Consider the following 19,430-nt stretch of genomic DNA (forward strand, 5'->3'; position numbering starts at 1 on the left):
TCCCTCACCTCGGCTGCCCGTTCGTCCTCGTTTCCGGTGCCGGCCGACCCGACTGGGCCGCCATGATCTCCTCGTACAACTCCGGCCGGAACTCCCTGAGATGGGCCAGAATGCCGCTCATCTGGGTTCCGACGTTCACGAACCGCGTCCGGGCGCCCTGGAACTCGACCTCGTCGACCTTCCGCGTCCCCCGGTGCAGCCCCACCACCGTCCAGTCGTCGAGGCAGACCGGCGAGCCGGACGAACCGCCCCGGGTGTCGGTGAAGTACAGGATGTCGTGCTCGTCCGCCCGGTAGACAAGGTTGTTGCGCAGCGCGACCCGCTTCGGCAGCCCGCCCGGGTGCTGGATGATGTTGACCGGGACCCGCTGCCGCTCCCGCACCAGCAGCGGCCGGGTGGCGACCCGCAGGGTGGGGCGCCGCTCCTGGTCGGGGCCGAGCCGGACGATGGCGTAGTCGAGCGCCGCGTCCCAGGCGGCGAGTTCACCGGCCGTCGCCTCCGGCGCCGCCAAGGCGTTCTCGACGAAGTCGAAGCGGGAGCGGGACATCATCGCCTGGAGCCGCAGGTCCTCGTCGCTCACGAACGGCCGGACACCCGACTCGTGCGAACGGGCCATCACCACATGGTGGTTGGTGATCAGCAGATCCGGGGCGATCATCCAGCCGGTGCCGCCGTGCGGATACGAGGGGAGGAGCGGGGCGCCCGACTCGTACGGCGGGATCCGCAGCAGGGCGACGGAGGCGCCGGCCCGGATGCCGCCGTGCAGGAACTCGTACGGCACGGTGTCGTCCTGGAGGACGATCTCCTCCTTCATCTCCCCGGGCATCATGTCCGCCGGCAGCTCCGCCTCCCCGGTGATCGCCCGGGCGACCGAGTCCAGGGCCCCCTGCAGGACGGCCCGGGGGCCCGGTTCGTGGGTGTGCTCGATCGCGTTGTGCAGCCAGATCTCCATCGGCACCAGACCGTCGATCAGCCGCTCCACCTGGTTCATGGCGTTCAGGTCGGCGTGCACCTGCTCCCTGGGGTCGTCCAGGGGCTCCAGCGTGGCCGTGAAGTAGCCGGGGACGCCCTTGAGCAGGGAAGGGCGCAGGGACCGGTCGGCGAGCCCCGCCGCCATGGCGGCGTTGCGCACCCGGACGAGCTCCTGTTGGCGCAGGAACGGCTTCTCGCGGAGCGCCGCCCCGGCGGCGTTCGGCGGAGGGCGCGTCCACAGCCCGCCCCCGGCGTCACCCGCCGACCGCCCGGACCTTCCGCCCGGCGCCGAGCCGCGCGGCTCGGGCCCTGAGTCCATCGCCGACGCGACCCCGAGCAGCAGGTCCCCGCTGTCGTCCCGGAGCGTCAGTACCTGCCGGGCGACCTCGTCCAGCGTGCCGCGCCGCCGCGCCTCCCGCAGCTGCCGCTCGATGCGCTCGCGGTCCGGCGGCGCTGTGTCCGCCGACGACGGATACCCTGCGCCGGCCGCCGGCTCCGCGCCCGCCGCCGACTCCAGGATGCGGGCCAGCGGCTCCCGCAGCCCGGGCTCGTCGACGAGGGTGGTGTCGATCCAGCGGGCGAGCTCGGTCACCACCGCCTCCTCGTCCGCCGGGAGACCCACCAACCGCAAGGTGTGCTCCAGGAGTTGCGGGTCGGCCGGAGAGGCGGCGGCCGCCGCCGTACGGGCCAGGGACGGCTGCCGGGCCAGATCCGCGTCGGGCATCCCGCGCAGCGCCCGGGCCAGCCGCTCGCGCGCCGGAGCGGCGTCGACGTCGGCCAGCGAGGCGAGCCTCGACCGGGCCACCAGCACGCCCAGGGACTCGTACCGCAGGCCGAGGCCCGCCGCGATCTCCTCCGCCTCCTGCAGGTCGCGGTCCGCGTCCGCGAAGTCACCGGAGTCCTGCGCGAGCCGCGCCGACAGCTGGAGCAGTTCGAGCTGGGTCTCGGCGCAGCCCGCCTCCGCCGCGCGGTCCACGGCCCGCTCGGCGCTCGCCCGCGCCTCCGCCGTCCGCCCGGACCGGGCGAGGGTCTCCGCGAGCAGCGCGTGCAGCCTGCTGCACGGCGTCCACGGACGCCGCTCGGCGAGCCGCTGCGCCGCCGCCTCCACGTACCCCTGGGTGAGCAGGTCCTCGACCTCGCGCACGGCGATCCGCTCCCAGTCCTCCTGGGCGGCCGCCGTCATGATCTGGTCGGGCACGTGGCCGCCGATCCTGCCGAGGAGGAAGGCGGCCGAGCGGGGCGCCATCTCCCGGTGCGTCGTCCCGCCCAGGTAGGCGGCGACGTCCGGCTCCCAGCGCTCCTCCACGGTACGGGGGTTCTCGCCGAGCCGGAGCCGGTGGTAGATCTCCTCGGCGCGGTCGCGGGCCCCCTCGCGGGCCGCGTAGTACGCGACCGCGCTCCGGTCGACGGCCCGCATCAGATCGGTCCGCGCGCTGTCCGAGAGGCGCAGCATGATGGCCCGCAGATCGGCCCGGTGGCGGATGGCCTCGGGCCCGGCGGACTCCATCAGGTCGACCCGTGAGGTGAGCAGCCCGTACAGCCTGCGGGCCGCCCCGGCGCTGTCGACGCGCAGCCCCGCCGGGCCGGCGAGCACCTTGAGGATCAGGTCGGGGGTGATGAAGCGGAGCGCGAGACCGGCCTGGACGAGCGCCCTGAGGTCGTCCTCCGCGATGTGCTTGAGGATGCGGTCGTACAGCGTGCCCTGGATGAGCATCTGGTCGACCTGCCGGTCGAAGTACCGGCGCCTGGAGGGCAGTCCGCGTAGCAGCCCGCCGAGCGCGGCGGAGCCGTCGCCCACGACGACCGCCGTCCGGGCCGCCAGTTTCAGGCTCAGCGGGTGGCCGCCGATCCGTTCGGCGAGGTCCTCGGCGAGCGTCTCGTCGATGACGCCGGAGGACATCAGCAGGTCCACGGAGGCCTGGTGGTCGAGGTCGGTGAGCTCCATCGTGCGCGGGGTGAGGATGCGGGCCGGATGGTCGAACGGCGCCCGCCCCGAGACGATGAACCGGAGACGGGAGTACTCCGCGCGGAGCGCCGTCCAGATCGCCCACATGCGGGAGATGAGGGGGGAGCCCCGGTACTGGGCTTCCTCGGCGGAGTCGAGGACGACGACGAACGGCGGCGCGGGCCCGCCGGACGGCGGCCGGACGGCCCCGGCGACCAGGGACGCGATCCCCCGGGCGAGTTCCTGCTCGCGGGCGCTGGCGCGGGCGTGGAAGTCGGCCGAGTAGTCCCGGGCGAGGGTGGCCCGGGTGCCGGCCAGCTGGTGCAGGTCCTCCAGTTCGTTGCGTTCCCCGCGCTGGACCGCCGCCGTCCGCTCGCACTCGTCCGCGAGCGCCTCGAAGGAGCCGCGCGCCTCCGGGTACTGGACGCCGAGCTGCCGGGCCATCTCCGCGATCACGGTGGCGGGTTCGTGGACGGAGAGCGTGGGGCGCGCGAAGTCGATGTAGGCGAAGGGGAATCCGGTGGGGGAGGCGGCCAGGGCGTCGAGGAGGAACTTGGCGAGCAGGGTGCTCTTCCCGATGCCGCCGATGCCGTGCAGGAGGACCGGTGGCTCCGCCGGCTCCTCCGGCAGCGCCGTGTAGGCGTGCAGGGCGTCGAGTTCGGCGGTGCGGCCGTGGAAGGTTCCCCGGACCAGCCGGTGCATCGGCTGGAGCAGCCGGGCCGCTTCGAGCCGGTGCTGGACCTCGTCGACGGCGGGCAGCCCGGTCACGCCTGGCACCCGGCCGAGCCAGAGCACGGCCTGCAGGGTGTCGGACAGCTCCTCGACGTCGTCCCCGGGCCGGACGCGGGGACTCTCCGGGGCGGCACCGAAACCGATGCCGGCGCCCGCGCCGGCCCCCGCTTCTGCACCCGATCCCGCCCCCGCTTCCGCGCCCGCGCCGGCCCCCGCTTCCGCGCCCGATCCGGAGCCGGCCCCCGCTTCCGCACCCGATCCGGCCCCTTCCGCGCCCGATCCGGAGCCGGCCCCCGCGCCCGCTCCCGATTCCGCGCCCGTGAGCAGGGACAGGGCCGTGCGCTCCGGCCCCGGCCCCTCGGGCCACAGGTCAGCGTTGGCCCGGAGTACCCGCAGCGCCGCCTCGGGCCCCGCGAGCTCCGCGAGCGTGGCGTCGCGGACCTCGGGCTTGAGGGCCCACACCGTGGCCCCGGGCGAGGGCAGCGCGGTGCAGTCGTCGACGAGCTCAAGGACGGCCCGGCCGGTGGTCCGCTCCTCGCCCGGCAGCCGGAGCAGCGCCGGGTCGAACTCTTGGAGCAGACAGGCCGCTTCACGGTACGAGCGGCGGGTGTCGGGCAGTGCGGCGGCGGGCGCGGTGAGGCAGGCGCGCAGGGCGTCGCGCAGCTGGTGGCCCGCCTCGCCGGGCGGCGGCGACACCGGCGGCAGCGCCCGGTGGAGCCGTACGACGTCCTCGACCGCCGTGCACATGCGGCGCATGTAACTGTCGCCGTTCGAGGGGGAGTCGACGGCCCGCAGCACTTCGGCCACCGCCGTCTCCGTCAGCGCCTCGACCGAGTCCTCGCGCCGGTACGGGTCCGTGTCCGCGAAGAACGTACCGAAGAAGGCGCGGAGATCGCCCTCGTCCGCCGGTCGTGTGGTGTCCCGGCACTCGTTCTTCCGCACCTCGTACGGGAGTTGACGCATCGTCGTGGCGTAGCCGAGCAGCACGAGGCGGGGCACGCTCTCGGTCCGTACCGGGGTGTGTTCGTAGATCGCGCGCGCCAGGACGCCGATGGCGTCCCACACGTCGGCCTGCGGGTCCAGCCGGTCGCAGTCGTCGAGGACGAGCCAGAAGCGTTCCTCGGCGGCGGTCGCCCGGGCGACGATCCGGTGCGCGGCGTCGTCGAGGGAAGGCAGTGGATCGTTCAACCGTGTGGGGTTCAACGGAAATACGTCGGCCTCCGGTCCCGCGACGAAGGCGGAGAGCCGTTCCATCAGCCGCGCCGCCGTCGACGTGCGGGACAGCGTCACCCGTACCGGACGGAAGTCGAGGTGCTGGCCGAGATGGCGGATCAGCTCGTACGTGTAGGACCGGCCGCTGTCCGGGGGACCGTCGACGAGCAGCACCGTACGCTCCGGGTCGGCGACGAAGGCCCGGAGCTTCTCGCGCAGCTCCGACCGGTCGAGGAAGACCTCCGTCCCGTGCTTCAGGAGCAGGCTGTCGAAGGGGTCCTCGGGCGAGCGCCGCAGACGCTCGTCCTCCCGCAGCCGGGTGAGGAGGTTCCTCGCCTCCGCGCCCTGCTCGAACGCGTGCGGGTCGTCGATCGCGGCGAGCGCGTCGAGACCGGCGAGGACCGCGAGCAGCCGCCGCTGGTGGGCGATGTCCCGGCGCGCGGCCGCGACGAGCAGGAGGGCGTTGCGGCCGGGGTCCGGGGTGAGCGGCAGGTCCTCGACGAAGTCGGCCGGAAGCCCGGCGCGCAGCAGCCGTTCGCGTGGTTCGGGGGTGTCGAGGAGGTGGTCCCGCACCCAGCTGGCGACCAGTCCCCACTCGGTCTCGGTGAGCGGCATACCGCACCTGCCCGGCGCTCTTCGCGCAGCGCCGGTCGCTCCGGCGCCGGGACGTGACGGACCGGTCAGGACGGCCGGTCCCTCCTCAATCGTTCCACCGGCCAGGAGGGGCCGCAATCGACGAGGACTCCTCGGAGCCGTCGCGGCCGGCCCGGCCGCGAGGCGCGGGCGGGCCGACCGCGACCGGTCCGGAGCGGGCGCGCGGCCGGACGGGTTCCTAGGATGGAAGTACCGCCCCGCATTCCGTCAGGAGGCACCCCATGGCCACCGGACTCGCCCTCCACGTCGGACTCAACCGGGTCGACCCCGCCCGCTACGGGGGCTGGGTCGGCACCCTCGCCGCCTGCGAGAACGACGCCCGCGGCATGGCGGGGATCGCCCGCACCGCCGGATTCGAGAGCACCGTCCTGCTCACCGAGGACGGCACCGTCGCCCGGGTCACCGCCGCACTCGACGAGGCCGCCGCCCGGCTCCGGCCCGGCGACATCATGCTCTTCAGCTACGCGGGCCACGGCGGCCAGCTGCCCGACGACGCCGGTTCCGGCGACGAGCCGGACGCGCTCGACGAGACCCTCGTCCTCTACGACCGCCAGTTCCTCGACGACGAGGTCCAGCAGGCCTTCCGCGCCTTCGCCGACGGCGTACGGATCGTCTCCTTCTTCGACTGCTGCCACAGCGGCAGCAGCATCGAACTCCCCGGCGGCCCGGAGGCCGCCGGCACGCCCCGCTACATGCCCGAACCCGAGCAGCGCCAGCTCTACGACCGCGACCGCGCGTTCTACGCCACGGTCCGCCGCGGGCTCGCCGAGTCCGCCGCCGCAGACGGGGCCCCGCCGGACGCGCTCCTCGTCTCCGCCTGCCAGGACGACCAGGTCGCCTCCGACGGCGACGCCAACGGGGCGTTCACCGGGGCACTGCTGCGGGTGTGGGACGACGGCGCCTTCCAGGGCGGCTACCGCGACTTCCACCGGGCGATCCAGAGCCTGCTGCCCCCGACGCAGGTCCCCAACCTCCACGTCACCGGCGCCCCGGATCAGAGCTTCCTGGACCAGCGGCCGTTCACGGTCTGAGGGCCGTCGCCAGCTGGGCGCGCGAGCGGACGTCGAGCTTCTGGTAGATCCGCGTCAGCCGCGCCTCCACCGTCTTCACGCTCAGGTACAGCTTCGCCGCCGCCTCCTGGTTGCTGGCGCCCTGGCCCACCAGACGGGCCAGCCGCAGCTCCGCCTCCGTCAGGGTGGAGAGCGCGGGAAGCGCCTCCTCACCGGCCGGCCCGCCCCCGCCGGTCTCGGCGGGCGTGCCCGCCGGCGGCTCGCTCGCCAGGGCCAGCCAGGGCGCGGCACCGGCCCGCTCGAACACCGAGGCCGCCGTGTGCAGCGCGCTCTGCGCCGCCGACCGCCGCCGCCGACGGCGCTCCACCCGCGCGAGCGCGATCAGCGCCCGTCCCTGTTCGAGCGGCAGCCCGGCGCGCGCGAACGCCTCGGCCGTGCGGGTCAGCAACTGCACCGACTCGTCCGTCCGTCCCTCCGCCGCGAGCCACAGCGCGTACGCCCGGTCGCAGCCCAGCAGGACCGTGGACCGTCCGAGCCGGGCCGCCACCGGACGCACCTCGTCGAGGAGAGCCAGCGCCTCGTCACCCGCGTCGTGGGCCAGCAGCGCCTCGGCCAGCTCCTCGTGCCAGCGCAGCATGGAGGGGTCGACGGTGGACTGGGCGCGCTCGTCGGCCTGGACGCGCCGCAGCGTCTCCAGGGCGGCGGCGACGTCCCCGTTGATGAGCTGGACCCGGCCGAGCGCGTACCGGCTGCGGGAGAGGAAGACCCGGTCGCCCTCCTCCTCCGAGGCCTGCACGCTGCGCCGGGCGTAGCTCGCCGCCCGGGCGAAGCTGCCGCCCGCGGTCTCCGCGAGCGCCAGCGTGTACCAGGCGGGGCCGGGGGAGAGGCCCGCCTCCAGGGTGAGCGCGAGGGACTGCCCGGCGTGCGCGAGGGCGGCCGCGCAGACGCCCATGCGGGACTCGATCGCGGCGAGCGTGGAGAACAGCTCGATCGTGTCCTCCACCGAACCGCGGCGCTGCACCAGGGGAAGGAGCGCGTTCAGCTCGTCACGCGCGTCCGTGAGCCGGTCGTCGAAGAGAGCATGACGGATCGTCAGGATCTGGGCGGCGTTGCGGATGCCGAGCGGCCGCTCGGCCAGTTCGAGGGCCCGCGCCTGCGCGAGCACCGCCTCGGCGTCCGGCGCGCCGAGGGCCCGCTCCATGCGCGCCTGCACGGTCAGGGCCTGCGCCGCGAGCCGGGGATCGCCCATCGAGGCCGCCAGCGCGGCCGATTCGACCGCCGCCGTCCGCGAGCGCTCCGGATCACCGTCCGCGAGGACGTACTTGACGGCCAAACGCAGCTGTACGGCGGCCCGCAGCGCGGTGTCCCCCTCCGAGTCCTCCATGGCGTGGACGTACATCTCGTCGAGCCCGGTGAGGCCCTGGCCCGCCGTGTCGAGCACGGCGAGCCGCGCCCTGACCCGATCGGAGGGCACCGCGTCACGGGCCAGCAGATCGGTGGCGGCCCGCATCGCGAGGTCGGCGCGGGCCGCGCGGGCGGCCTCCTCGGCGGCGTCGACGAGCCGGGCGATCCGCTGCGTCCCGTGCCGTCCGGGCGTCGACTCGGCGGCGAGCAGGGCCAGTTCGGCGGCGAGCGCGCTGTTCCCGCGCCGCCGGGCCAGATCGGCCGCGTCCGCGACCTCGGCCGCGAGGTCCTCGTCCGGGCTGTCGGTGGCCAGCGCCCGGTGCCGTACCGCCTCCACGGGGTCGTCCACGACCTCGGCGAGCGCCGCGTGCCCGGCGCTCCGCTCGGCCCAACACGCGTCGTGCACCAGGGTGGAGGGAAGCAGCCCGGCGGTGAAGGTCACCGAGCCGTCCTCCGAGAGCGACACCAGACCGGCCCGCTCGGCCGCCGCCAGGTCCGCCTCCGCGTTGGGCCGCCCCGCCCGCCGTACCAGCGTCGACGAGGGCCGCAGCGCGAGGGCCGCGAGCAGCAGCGTCTCGCGTACGGCGAGGGGCGCGGCCCCGAGCAGCTGGCGGGCGAGGTCGCGGGCCCGCCCGGACAGGGTCAGCGCCTCCGCGTGGTGCACCGGGGTCCGCGCGTCGGCCAGCGAGCGGCCCACGGCGAGCGCGAGCCGGGGGTTGCCGCCGCTGGCGCGGTGGATGCGGCCGGCCATCCGGGAGGGGAGACGGTGATGGATGAGGAGTTCGGCGATCTCGTCGGCGTGCAGCGGCGGGACGAGCAGGACGTCCGCCTCGGACGGCACCCAGAGGTGGGTGGCGTGCGGGTCCTCAGGGCGGTGGAGGTCCCGGGAGGGCTCCTTGGCCTCGCCGTACGGCTCCGGGGTCTCGACGGCCACCACCCGCAGCGCGGGCGGCGCCAGGTGCAGGGCGAAACGCAGCAGGTCCGCGCTGTCCGCGTCGATGTGCTGGACGCCGTCGACGACGAGGAGGACCGGGCCCCGGCAGGCCAGGGTGCGCAGGATCTGTGCGATGCCGAGGCGCAGCGCGATCGGGTCCCAGCCGCCGGCGTCGATCGGGGCCTCACGGCAGAGCATGGCGACGGCGGTCCGCTGCGGGCCGGGGAGCTCGTCGAACACTCCGGCGGTCTCGGGGCGGCCCGTGCCGAGGGCGGGCCACGCCACGGTCGCCGCCACCGAGGCCACCAGCGCGGCGGCCGAGGCGCCGGGTATCTCGCGGTCGGAGGGCAGGGTCGCCAGCCACAGCACGGTCTCGCCGCGTGCCTCGGCACGGGAGGCCTCGGCGAGGGCGAGCTCGGTCTTGCCGACTCCGGCGGGTCCGGTGAGCAGGGCGCGGCCCCGGGTGTGCAGGGCGCGTTCGAGCCGGGCGAGGAGCTCCTCGCGGCCCACCGGCGCGGAGGTCGCGGGACCCCCGGCGCCCGCGGGGCGCAGGGCGAGATACGGAGCTGTCGTCACTGTCCACCACCTCCGTGCTCGGGGCCCGGCCCATGAGTCCCGTGGGCAGAGAATACGGAGCCCACCGGCGGAGTCCAGGCCCCTTGTCCGGCATTCGGACAGGAAGCCCCGGCGCGAGGGTGCCCCGAACGCCAGGACGCGCCCGTGGTGTAGACCACGGACGCGGCGCTGACCAGCAGTGATGCTGATGTGGGGGGTGGTTCAGTGGTGGAGCGGTGGTTCCTTAGAAGGTGAGGCTCCACGAGTTGATGTAGCCGGTGTCACCCGAGGCCACGTCGCGGACCTGCAGCTTCCAGGTTCCGTTGGCGACCTCGCTCGACGCGTCGACCGTGTACGTGGTGACGACGTCGTCGGCGCTGTCCGAGGAGGAGGACGCCTTGAGGTTGCGCACCGTGCCGTCGGGGGCGACCAGGTCGATGACCAGGTCCCCGCGCCAGGTGTGCTTGATGTCCACGCCGACCTTGAGGGCGGCGGGGGCGTTGCCGGTGCGGCCGGTGACGGCGATCGAGGACGACACGGTGGCGTTGTCCGCGATGGTGACGTCGGTCGCGTTGGTGAAGACGGTGCCGGTCGGCGGGGTGGTGGTGCCGGTGACGGCGTCGACCGTCTTCGCGCTGTCGGCGATGCCGGTGCCGCAGCCGCCGGTGCAGGTGCCGGGCAGCGGGCGGGCGTTGGCCTTGATCGCCGACTCGATCTCGGCCGGGGTGAGGGTGCTCTTGGCCGACTTGAGCAGGGCGGCGAGGCCCGCGATGTGCGGGGCGGCCATGGAGGTGCCCTGGTAGGGCTTGTAGTTCTCGGCCGACTGGACCGTCGTACCCGAGTTCAGCGTGGAGTAGATGCCGTTCTCGGGGGTGGTGACGGTGCCGGGCGTGTCGGTGGCGCGACGGGTCTCGCCGCCGGGCGCGGACACGTCCACGATGGAGCCGAAGTTGGAGTAGTACGACCGGTTGCCCTCACGGCTGGTGGACGCCACGTTGATGACGTTCGCGCAGTTCGCGGGGGTGAAGCCGGAGGCGTTGGCGTTGCTGTTGCCCGCGGCGACGACGACGGTGGTGCCGCGCGAGACGGCGCCGTTGATCGCGTTCTGGTAGACGCTCGGGCAGGTCGCGCTGGCGCCGCCCAGGCTCATGTTGATGACCTTGGCCGGGGTCGGGTTGGCCGGGACGCCCGGCACGGTGCCGCCGGAGGCCCACGTGATGGCGTCGGCGATGTCGGAGGACGAGCCGCCGCACTTGCCGAGCACCCGCACGGGCTGGATCTTCGCGTTGTACGCGATGCCCGCGATGCCCTTGGCGTTGTTCGTGACGGCGCCGATGGTGCCGGCCACGTGGGTGCCGTGCCAGGAGGAGTTGGAGGCGGTGGAGCCCACGCCGCACTCGCCGGCCGTGGCGTTCCAGTCGCCCTCGTCCTTCGCGTCCGCGTCGCGGCCGTTGCCGTCGCGGGCGTCGGCGGACGTGGAGATGAAGTCGTAGCCGTTGACGACGTTGGCCGCGACGTCCGTGTGGGCGGCGTAGCCGGTGTCGATGACGGCGACGGTGACGCCGGAACCGGTCGTCTTGTCCCAGGCCGAGGGAACGTTCATGCCGCCGGTGGGCTCGAACAGGTCCCACTGCTTCGCGTAATCGGTGTCGTTCGGCGTGACGGCCATCGCGTAGGCGCGGATGTCCGGCTCGACGGAGGCGACGGAGGGGTCGGCGCGGAACGCGTCCATGACCTCCGCGACGTCCTGCTTCGTGGCGCTGTCGCCCAGGTCGACCAGGGCGCCACCGCCGGCGAGGCGACGCTCGAAGGAGAGCTTCTCGCCCGTCTTCGCGGCCTTCTCGGCCGTGTCGTTCTTCGCGGCGGTGTTCGAGCCGGCCTCGGTGGCCTGGCTCTTGTAGGTGACGATGACCTTCTCGACCGGGGCGCTGGGGAGCGCCCGCATCGTCTGCGAAGCCGGTGCGGGCTTCGGGGTGGCAGCGCCCGGGGCGGCGGCGAACGCCCCGGTGGTGGCAGCGGCGCCGAGGATCGCGGCGCTCGCGACCACGGATATGACTCTCCGCCTGGAACCGTTCAAGGTGTGGCCCTTTCGAGTACGACGTAACTGCGGAGCAGTGGCGGCGGCGCGGGACACACGGGGCGAAGTGGGGTCGCGATCCGGCATTCCCTGGGCTGGGGGGCCCGTGCGCCGCCACCGGCGCGACGGCCCGGGTCAAGGCCGTCACCGGCGGATGCCACCCTCCTCATGCACCTGTCAGGGTGCGTTCGGGGGATGATATCTGCCGGTGCGGAGGACAGTAGGGAACGGGACGGTGAACCCGATACGGGGAAAACCCTTGTCACCCCTCACGGGGCGGCGGGGGGTCGGTGAGGGGAGGTGCGACCAGGGGCCTGACCAGCGGCGCGGCACGGGAGTCGGCACCGCGTCAGCAGCGCGGTGAGCGCCGGGAGTACGTACGGGGCGGCGGCCCGGAGCGAGCGCGGCGCGGCCGGCAGGTACGTACCTGCACAGCCGAAAAGGTACACACCTGTCGACGGGAGCGGGCGGGCGCCCCCGGCCGATGGCCGGAAGCGGCCGGCCTCGGCGACGGGCGGCGGGGGGCGGGCCTGGCGGCGTCCGGTGGGCCCGGCGGCGGCCGGTTGCGGGCGGGCCTGGCGACGTTCGGCGGGGGGGGCGGCCCTGGCGGCGTCCGGTGGCGGGCGGCCCTGGCCCTCGACGCCCGGCGGCGGGGAACCCCGGGGCGACGTCCGGAACGGCCGAACTCAGCCGAGTTCGAGCGTCGTGACCCCGTACACGCGCTCACGGGCGACCGGGCGGACCGGGCCCGTGTACATGCGGGCCGTCTCGAACGTCGGCTCAAGGCCCCGCTCCTCGGCGAGCCGTGCCGCCGCCGGGTTCGACTCCGGCATGTCGACCGCGATCCGGGCCGAGCCGAAGGCCCGCGCCTCCCCGGCCAGGGCGTCGAGCAGCACGGCCGCGTCACCCGGAGTGTCCGCGAACAGCGGCCCCACCCGCGCCTCGTCCTGCGCCGGGCGGACCACCCCGTACCCCGTCGGCCGCCCGTCGACGACCCGGACCAGCGCCCGGTGGCCCGGAGTGGCGAGCCAGGCGGCGAGGAACCGCGGCCGGTCGGCGTGGTGGCAGGCGCTGTCGTAGGCGGCGAGGACCGCCGGATCGATCTGCCCGGCGGGCACCACACCGGCCGCCGGGGCGTCGGTGGCCGGGACCTCGCCCACGTACCGCGCCGTCCGGTACGCCGTGGTGAAGCCCGAGCGCCGGTAGTTGTCCTGCTGCTCCGGCACCCCGTCGAGGCCGACGGACCGGTCGCCCGCGTGGGCGAGCGCGGCCCGCCAGGTGGCGAGACCGTGACCGAGACCGCGGAGTTCGGGACGGACCAGGTAGAAGCCGAGGAAGGCGTACGCCTCGTCGTAGGTGACGACCGAAATGGCCGAGACCGGCTCCCCGTCGACCCGGCCGAGGAAGAACCCTTGCGGGTCCTGGGCGAAGAAGGCCGCGGCGTCGGAGCGCCCCGGATTCCACCCCTCCTCGGCGCACCAGGAACGCACGAGTTCCCAGTCCCGCTCCGTGGCGGGGGAGACAGAGAGCGAGCCGGAGGAGACGGAGGCCATGGGGGGTTCCTTCAACAGCCGGGAGCGGGCGGGCAGTCGATCGGGGGAGCGAGGCACAGGGGTACGGGGGGCCGGGGGAGCGAGGGCCCAGGGGAGCGAGGGGTATAGGGGCACGGGGTGCGTGGACATAACATCCCAACACCGACAGAACCCCTGAGGAAAACCGGGCAAAGCGCGCCGAGCATAGCGCCCTGGGTGACCGTCCCCGCCCACGGCCGATCGATTCCGGCCGGGCTCGGCGCGGCCCGCGCGGCCCGCTCAGTGGACGAGACGCAGACGCGGTCCGGCGACCGACAGCCGGACCGTCTGACCCCACGTCAGCTCAAGCGCGTCCGACTCGACGCCGTCGCCGAACGCGACCAGCCGGTCCGACTCCACGGTGAGACGCAGCCCCTGGCCCGGGTCGAGGAGCCCCTCGACCCGTCCGGTGCCGGTCGTCGGAGACGGCCAGGCCTCCCGCACGAACCAGGCGAGCCGGACGTCCGTGGGCGCGGGCAGCGCCAGCGCGCTGGAGCGCTGCTCCCACAGGGACCGCAGCCAGCCCGTCGACCCGGTGCCCGTGCCGACCAGCACGCCCGAGGACGCCTGGGCCTCCGGCGGAAGCTCCGACGCGTCGAGCTCCAGCGTGTACCGGGCCGTCTGGTGGCTCCGCGGGCCGACGTAGATCTCGTTCAGGGCCAGGAGCCGCTGCGCGTCGTCCGTGACGGCCTCCACCATCGTCAGCTCGTCCACCGTCGCCCCCGCCCCCACCGCGTACGGCAGCAGCCGGCGGGCGCGGTCGGGGCGGTGGCGGACCAGGACGCCCGGGTTGCGCCCCGGGTCGGCGTCGATCCCGACGACGGGCTGACCGGTCAGGTACTTCGCCGCGTTGGCGACCAGGCCGTCCTGTCCGACCACCACGACCACGTCCTCGGGGCCGAACAGGAACCGGTCCAGATCGGCCCGTTCCACCCGGGTCTGCCGCCAGGTCAGCGGCACCGCGCCCGCCACCGTGGCGAGCGCCCGGTGGGCGCGCTCGTGCCGCTCGCGCACGGCGTCGACCGAGCGGCCGCGCGCGGCCAGGAAGAACGCCGCCTGACCGTGCGTACCGTGCCGGGCGAGCAGCTCCTCGTACTCCGTGGTCCGGTGCACGAGCACCGCGCGCGGCGCGAGACTCACGGCCGTGCCCCGCCCTCGCCCAGCTTGGCGAGCAGGCCCGTCAGCACGTCAGGCGAGAGCGTCAGGTGCTCGATCCGGGGCAGGTTCTCGGCCGCGCGGGTCACGGCGAGGGCGTGCAGGGTGGCGGGGTCGACCTCGGCGTGTGCCCGCAGCCACTCGGACTGGGCCCCGGCGCGCGCCTCGCCGACTTCGCGCGCCGCCTCGGCCTCGGCGCGGGCGAGCCGGACCGTGCGGAGGGCCTCGGCCTCGGCCCGTACCGCGTCGGCGGCCGCGTTCTCCTCGGCCTCGCGGCGGGCGTTGGTGCCCCGCTGCTCGACGAGCCGTTCCTCCTGACGGGCCAGCTCGATCTTGCTGGCGAGCTCGTTCTCCGCGATGGCGCGCTCGCGCTCGACGGCGACGGCCCGGCGCTCGTACGTGGCGCGGTCGGCCTCCTGCTGGATCTGCTCGCGGGCGGGGGTGCGCAGGGCGCGCTCGACCTCGGGTTCGGGGCGGATCGCCACCACCCGGACGGCGACGACCTCGATGCCGGTGGCCGGCAGGCGCGGCTCGGCCGCGAGCCCCGCCGAGACCCGGTCCCGTACCGCGGCCACACCGTCGACGAGCGCCTCGGCGAGCGCGGTACGGGCGAGGACGTCGAGGGCGTGCTGCTGGGCGGTCTCGGTGAGGAGGGTGGCGATCTGCTCCAGGGGAGTGCCGCGCCACGCGCCCGTGTCGGGGTCGATGGAGAAGTCGAGCCGGGTGGCCGCGGCCGCCGGGTCGCCGATCCGGTAGGTGACGGTCGACTGGACGCTGACGTCCTGGAAGTCGGCGGTACGGGCGTGGAAGGCCATCGCCAGTTCGCGGTCGTTGACCGGGACCTCGGAGAGCGCGGCGCTGAGCGGCCGGAACCAGAAGCTCAGCCCTTCGCCGTCGTGCGCGAGCTTGCCGCGGCGCTGGTGGCGGATGTGCGCGGTGGGCGCGGAACGCAGATGACGCCAGCCGGCCCGCCGGGTGATGTCGGCCATGAAGAAACCCCCTTGTCGTCATGTTGACGATAGGGGCCTCGTCCAGTTGTCGTCAAGATGACGAATTCAAGGACATCTCCTGCTCCCGCCCGCGTCCCCCACGCCCGCCGAGCCGAGGAGTGGGGACGCGCCGGAGCTCCCGGGGGGTACGCGGGGGATCGGTGAGGGGCATGGGTGTCGGTCCCGCGACGGCCATCGCCGCAGGTCCGGCGACGGCCACGGGCTCCGGCACTGCAGCGGCCCCGGCCCCCGACGCCGCTGCGGCCACGGGCCCCGTGACCGCAGCGGCTACGGACTCCGTCACCGCACCTGCCCCGGCCCCCGGCGCCGCAGCCGCCTCAGGGGATCCGCCCTTCGTCAGCAGTACCACGCCCCGCGCCGCCACCAGGGACGCGCCGGCGGCGACCAGCCAGCCCCACGCGCCCGCGCGGAAGGTTTCGCCGAGCAGCGCCACGCCGATGATCGCGGCGGCCGCCGGGTTGGACAGGTTGACCACCGCGAGCGGCGCGGCGAGACCACCCCGGTAGGCGGCCTGGGACAGCAGCAGGCCGCCCGTCGCGAAGGCCGAGATGAGCACCGCGAGCAGCGCGGTCTGCCACCAGCTCGGCTTGCCGCCCGGGAGTTCGAGGGCGAGCGCGGCCGTCAGGGTCTGGGTGAGCGCAGAGGCGACGCCCGAGGCGATCCCGGAGGCCGTGGCGTGCCCGAGCCCGCGCGGCGCGCGGCCCTTGGCCGGGTGGTGCCGGCCGGACGCGAGCGCGGCGATGAGCAGCGCCGTCGCCGCGGCCACGACCAGGGACTCGCGGAGGCTGAGCGCCTCGCCGGGGGCGGTGGGGCCGGTCACGGCGACCAGGCCGACGAGACCGGCCAGGGTCCACAGCGCCCCGCGCCATTCGGTACGGGTCACCCGCCGCCGGGCGGCGTACGCGCCGAGCGGCAGGGCAGCGACCAGGGTCAGCGCGCCGAGCGGCTGCACCAGGGTCAGCGGCCCGTAGTGCAGGGCGGCCACGTGGGCGAGGGCGCCGGCGGCGTTCAGGCCGACGGCCGACCACCACTGGCCGCGGGCGAGCAGCCCGCGCAGCGCCCCGCGTCCGTCCTGGGCGGGGGAGGCGGCGGCGAGCCGGGACTGGGCGACGGCGGCGAGCGCGTACCCGGCGGCGGAGACGAGGGAGAGGAGCACCGCGACGACGGTGCCGGCGGCAGGGTTCATCGGAGGGCTCCGACCGGGAGGGAGGCCGTACCGAGCGTGCGGGGTACGGGTGGGGGCGCCGTCCGGCGGCCGGGGGCGCGGACGGCGAGCAGGGCGAGGCCGAGGATCGCGGCGGCCGCGATCGCGTCGAACCAGTAGTGGTTCGCGGTGCCGACGATGACGAGCAGGGTGAGCAGCGGATGCAGCAGCCACAGCACCCGCCAGCGGGACCGGGTGGCGGCGATCAGGCCGATCGCGACCATCAGGGCCCAGCCGAAGTGGAGCGACGGCATGGCGGCGAACTGGTTCGCCATCGAGTCCGTCTCCGGCGTCGCCCCGTACACCGAGGGTCCGTAGACCCGGGCGGTGTCGACGAGCCCGCTGGCCGCGAGCATCCGCGGCGGGGCGAGCGGCATGAGGAGGTGCAGGGCGAGCGCGGCGCCGGTGACGAGCGCGAGGACCCGGCGGGACCACACGTAGTGGGCGGGGCGGCGCAGGTAGAGCCAGACGAGGAAGGCGAGCGTGGCGGGGAAGTGCACGGCGGCGTAGTACGTGTTCGCGGCCCGGATCAGCGGTTCGCCGTGGAGGAGCAGCTGCTGGATCGTTCCCTCGCCCGGCAGGTGGACCGCGCGCTCGGCGTCCCAGACGCGGTCGGCGTTGCGGAAGGCGCGGGTCTCGTGGCCGTTGGCGAAGAGCCGGCCGAACTTGTAGACGAGGAAGAGCGCGGTGACGAGGGCGAGCTCGCGCAGCAGGGGCGGTCGGGCGGTCTCGCCTCCGTCCCCCGGCCCCTCGCGCCCGTCGTGCCCCTCGCTCTGCTCCCGTTCGCCCTGCTCGCCCTGTCCGACGGGGCCGGGGGTAGGCGTCATCCCCGGTCCTGCAGGACGTGGTCCTCGTATCCCGCGTATCCCGGCAGCCATCGCGCGGCCCTCTTATCGGTAATCAGTCAAAACGGCAACAAACGGAGGCAGCCTAGATCCGAATTCATCGAGACGCAAGCGTCTCGATACGTTTGCGTCTCGATTGTGCACCCCCTACTCTCGTATGTGCAGAGACAGAGGTGTCCGGGAGGGATCGATGTCCACAGAGGCCGCGACCGCCGCAGCCCGTCGTAGCAAGATCACGCCGGAGCGCGAGACCGAGCTGTACGACGCCGTGCTCCGCCTCCTGCGCGAGGGCGGCTACGACTCGGTGACCATGGAGGGCGTCGCCGCCCGCACCAAGTGCGGCAAGGCCACGCTCTACCGGCAGTGGGGCACCAAGCCCCAGCTCGTCACCGCGGCGCTGGCCCAGCGCCGCTGCACCGTCTTCACCGGCATCGACACCGGCACCCTCGCCGGCGACCTGCGCGAGGCGGGCCGGATCGCCGCCTCCCACCGCGAACGGGACGCCGAACTCATGGAGGCCGTCGCCCAGGCCTTCATCCAGCACCCCGACCTGCGCGCCGCCCTCCGCGAGACCGTCATCGCCCCCGAGGTCGCGGCCATCGACGCGATGCTGGCGCGCGCCGTCGAGCGGGGCGAGCTCGACGCCGACAACCCCGCGATCGGCTTCGTCGCCCCCTGCTTCATGGGCATGCTCCGCATCGAGCGCCTCTTCGAGGACCGGTTCACCGACACCGCGAACATGCGGACCTTCGTCGACGCCGTCCTCCTTCCGGCGCTGCGCGTCGAGGGCTGAGCCCCGGGGCCTTCCGGCACCCTGGAGCCATGCCCGCACACCGCCACGACGTCCGCGTCCGCCGGATCTACGAGACCCCCGCGCCCGAGGACGGCGTACGGGTCCTCGTCGACCGGCTCTGGCCGCGCGGACTCGCCAAGACCGACGCCCACATCGACGAATGGCCGAAGGCGCTCACGCCGTCCACGGAACTCCGCCGCTGGTACCACGGACCGGAGGGCGAGTACGAGGAGTTCTGCCGCCGCTACGAGGCCGAACTCGCGGCCCCGGAGGCGGCCGCGGCACTCGACCGGCTCCGGGAACTCGCGGCGAAGGGGACGATCACCCTCTTGACGGCGGCCAAGGACCCGACGGCCAGTCACACCTCGGTACTGGTGAGGGAGTTGGCGGGGGAGTAGAAGCTCCGCCGGGCCGCGTCACCGGCTGTCCCCGCTCCGTAGCCTCGGCGCCTCGGCGGCAGCGTCCAAGCCTGCCCCTGCGTCGCCCGTCCCCGCGCCGCCCGCCCCCGCGTCCGCCCCGCCGACGCGCTCCGCCAAGGCCCGCGCCCAAGCGACGAGTCCGGCGGCGTCGATCCCGTACCCGGCGGCGGCCGCGAGCTCCGGACCGCCCGTGAGGCGGTCGGCGCCCCGGCGCAGCAGCCGCGCCCCGCCCGCCGTGTTCCCGCGGGCAGCGTGCGTCAGGCCCACGGCGAGCTGCGCGAGCCCCTGCCACAGATCCCGCTCCGACGCGGGGCCGGACTTCCAGGCGTCCTCGAAGACCTCGTGCGCATGGAAGGGCATCCCGGCGTCGAGCAGCCGCTGCGCCTCGCGCAGGGTCTCCTCAGGCTCGCGGACGACCCCCTCGGGCTGCCGGGGCACGCCCTCGGCGCCGTACGGCAGCGGCCGCCCGAGCCCGTCACGCGGCCGGGCACTCCGGGCCCGCCCTTCGTCGTCACGGTCCCTGCCCGGGCCACTCTCTGCACGGTTCACCCGCCCATTGTCACCCCCGGAAGACCGGCGTCCCCCGCCGGCCGGGCCCGTACGGCCGTGGCCAGGGCCGTAGCGGACCGGGGCCCGGAGCAGAGATCCGGCGCGGTGACACCCCGTGCGTCGGGCCACCCTCCGGAGTGAGGTAATGTTTTCCCTGCACGCCGCCGAGGGGGAAACCCCGAGGAGACGCGCATCGGGACGTGGCGCAGCTTGGTAGCGCACTTGACTGGGGGTCAAGGGGTCGCAGGTTCAAATCCTGTCGTCCCGACTCGAAAGAGTCGCAGGTCAGGGGCCGTTTCAGAGCAATCTGAAACGGCCCCTTGATCGTTTTTGGGGGCCAGCTGGGGACCAAGGTGGTCGCTGGGGCCAGACGGCGGTAACTGCCGTGA

At 74.6% G+C, this 19,430-nt stretch carries 12 protein-coding genes and 1 tRNA gene; 4 read left to right on the forward strand and 9 right to left on the reverse strand.

Annotated features, from left to right (window positions below; all coding sequences use genetic code 11):
* Nucleotides 1-4: 4 nt before the first annotated feature.
* Nucleotides 5-5,476 carry a trypsin-like peptidase domain-containing protein gene (locus tag DEJ43_RS32695; protein WP_015037716.1) on the reverse strand — a complete coding sequence of 1,824 codons (5,472 nt, stop codon included), beginning with the start codon at nucleotides 5,474-5,476 and terminating at the stop codon, nucleotides 5-7.
* A gap of 260 nt (nucleotides 5,477-5,736) precedes the next feature.
* Here DEJ43_RS32695 and DEJ43_RS32700 point away from each other — a divergent pair, with 260 nt between their 5' ends.
* On the forward strand, nucleotides 5,737-6,546 hold the full coding sequence (locus DEJ43_RS32700) for a caspase family protein (RefSeq protein WP_015037717.1): 810 nt from the start codon (nucleotides 5,737-5,739) through the stop codon (nucleotides 6,544-6,546).
* On the opposite strand, the gene DEJ43_RS32705 is transcribed toward DEJ43_RS32700, so the two are convergent.
* The 7 genes from DEJ43_RS32705 to DEJ43_RS32740 form a co-directional block, all read right to left on the reverse strand.
* Complete coding sequence (locus DEJ43_RS32705; protein ID WP_015037718.1) at nucleotides 6,536-9,439, reverse strand: helix-turn-helix transcriptional regulator; 2,904 nt, start codon at nucleotides 9,437-9,439, stop codon at nucleotides 6,536-6,538. The genes DEJ43_RS32700 and DEJ43_RS32705 overlap by 11 nt on opposite strands.
* A gap of 223 nt (nucleotides 9,440-9,662) precedes the next feature.
* Entirely contained in the window at nucleotides 9,663-11,363 is a 1,701-nt protein-coding gene (locus DEJ43_RS32710; RefSeq protein ID WP_041664462.1) for a S8 family serine peptidase, read from the reverse strand.
* An 818-nt stretch (nucleotides 11,364-12,181) separates the two neighbouring features.
* Nucleotides 12,182-13,048 carry a GNAT family N-acetyltransferase gene (locus tag DEJ43_RS32720; RefSeq protein ID WP_041663159.1) on the reverse strand — a complete coding sequence of 289 codons (867 nt, stop codon included), beginning with the start codon at nucleotides 13,046-13,048 and terminating at the stop codon, nucleotides 12,182-12,184.
* Between the two features lie 258 nt (nucleotides 13,049-13,306).
* Entirely contained in the window at nucleotides 13,307-14,206 is a 900-nt protein-coding gene (locus tag DEJ43_RS32725) for an NAD(+)/NADH kinase (protein WP_015037721.1), read from the reverse strand.
* Nucleotides 14,203-15,210: an SPFH domain-containing protein gene (locus DEJ43_RS32730; protein ID WP_015037722.1), complete on the reverse strand. Its 1,008-nt coding sequence runs from the start codon at nucleotides 15,208-15,210 to the stop codon at nucleotides 14,203-14,205. Before DEJ43_RS32730 ends, DEJ43_RS32725 begins: the two co-directional genes overlap by 4 nt.
* Nucleotides 15,211-15,262: 52 nt before the next feature.
* Nucleotides 15,263-16,417: a DMT family transporter gene (locus DEJ43_RS32735; protein WP_015037723.1), complete on the reverse strand. Its 1,155-nt coding sequence runs from the start codon at nucleotides 16,415-16,417 to the stop codon at nucleotides 15,263-15,265.
* Nucleotides 16,414-17,262 carry a phosphatase PAP2 family protein gene (locus tag DEJ43_RS32740; RefSeq protein ID WP_015037724.1) on the reverse strand — a complete coding sequence of 283 codons (849 nt, stop codon included), beginning with the start codon at nucleotides 17,260-17,262 and terminating at the stop codon, nucleotides 16,414-16,416. The genes DEJ43_RS32735 and DEJ43_RS32740 overlap by 4 nt, the downstream gene beginning before the upstream one ends.
* Before the next feature lie 208 nt (nucleotides 17,263-17,470).
* Between DEJ43_RS32740 and DEJ43_RS32745 the strand changes: the two genes are divergently transcribed.
* Complete coding sequence (locus tag DEJ43_RS32745; RefSeq protein WP_015037725.1) at nucleotides 17,471-18,073, forward strand: TetR/AcrR family transcriptional regulator; 603 nt, start codon at nucleotides 17,471-17,473, stop codon at nucleotides 18,071-18,073.
* Between the two features lie 29 nt (nucleotides 18,074-18,102).
* Nucleotides 18,103-18,471, forward strand: a complete 369-nt coding sequence (locus DEJ43_RS32750) for a DUF488 domain-containing protein (RefSeq protein WP_015037726.1) — start codon at nucleotides 18,103-18,105, stop codon at nucleotides 18,469-18,471.
* Between the two features lie 18 nt (nucleotides 18,472-18,489).
* Here the strand turns inward: DEJ43_RS32750 and DEJ43_RS32755 are convergent, their stop codons facing one another.
* Nucleotides 18,490-19,041 carry a DUF309 domain-containing protein gene (locus DEJ43_RS32755; RefSeq protein WP_015037727.1) on the reverse strand — a complete coding sequence of 184 codons (552 nt, stop codon included), beginning with the start codon at nucleotides 19,039-19,041 and terminating at the stop codon, nucleotides 18,490-18,492.
* Between the two features lie 194 nt (nucleotides 19,042-19,235).
* Here DEJ43_RS32755 and DEJ43_RS32760 point away from each other — a divergent pair.
* Nucleotides 19,236-19,309, forward strand: a tRNA-Pro gene (locus tag DEJ43_RS32760).
* The last annotated feature ends 121 nt before the right edge of the window (nucleotides 19,310-19,430 follow it).

The sequence above is a fragment of the Streptomyces venezuelae ATCC 10712 genome (assembly GCF_008639165.1).
Classification (GTDB): Bacteria; Actinomycetota; Actinomycetes; order Streptomycetales; family Streptomycetaceae; genus Streptomyces; species Streptomyces venezuelae.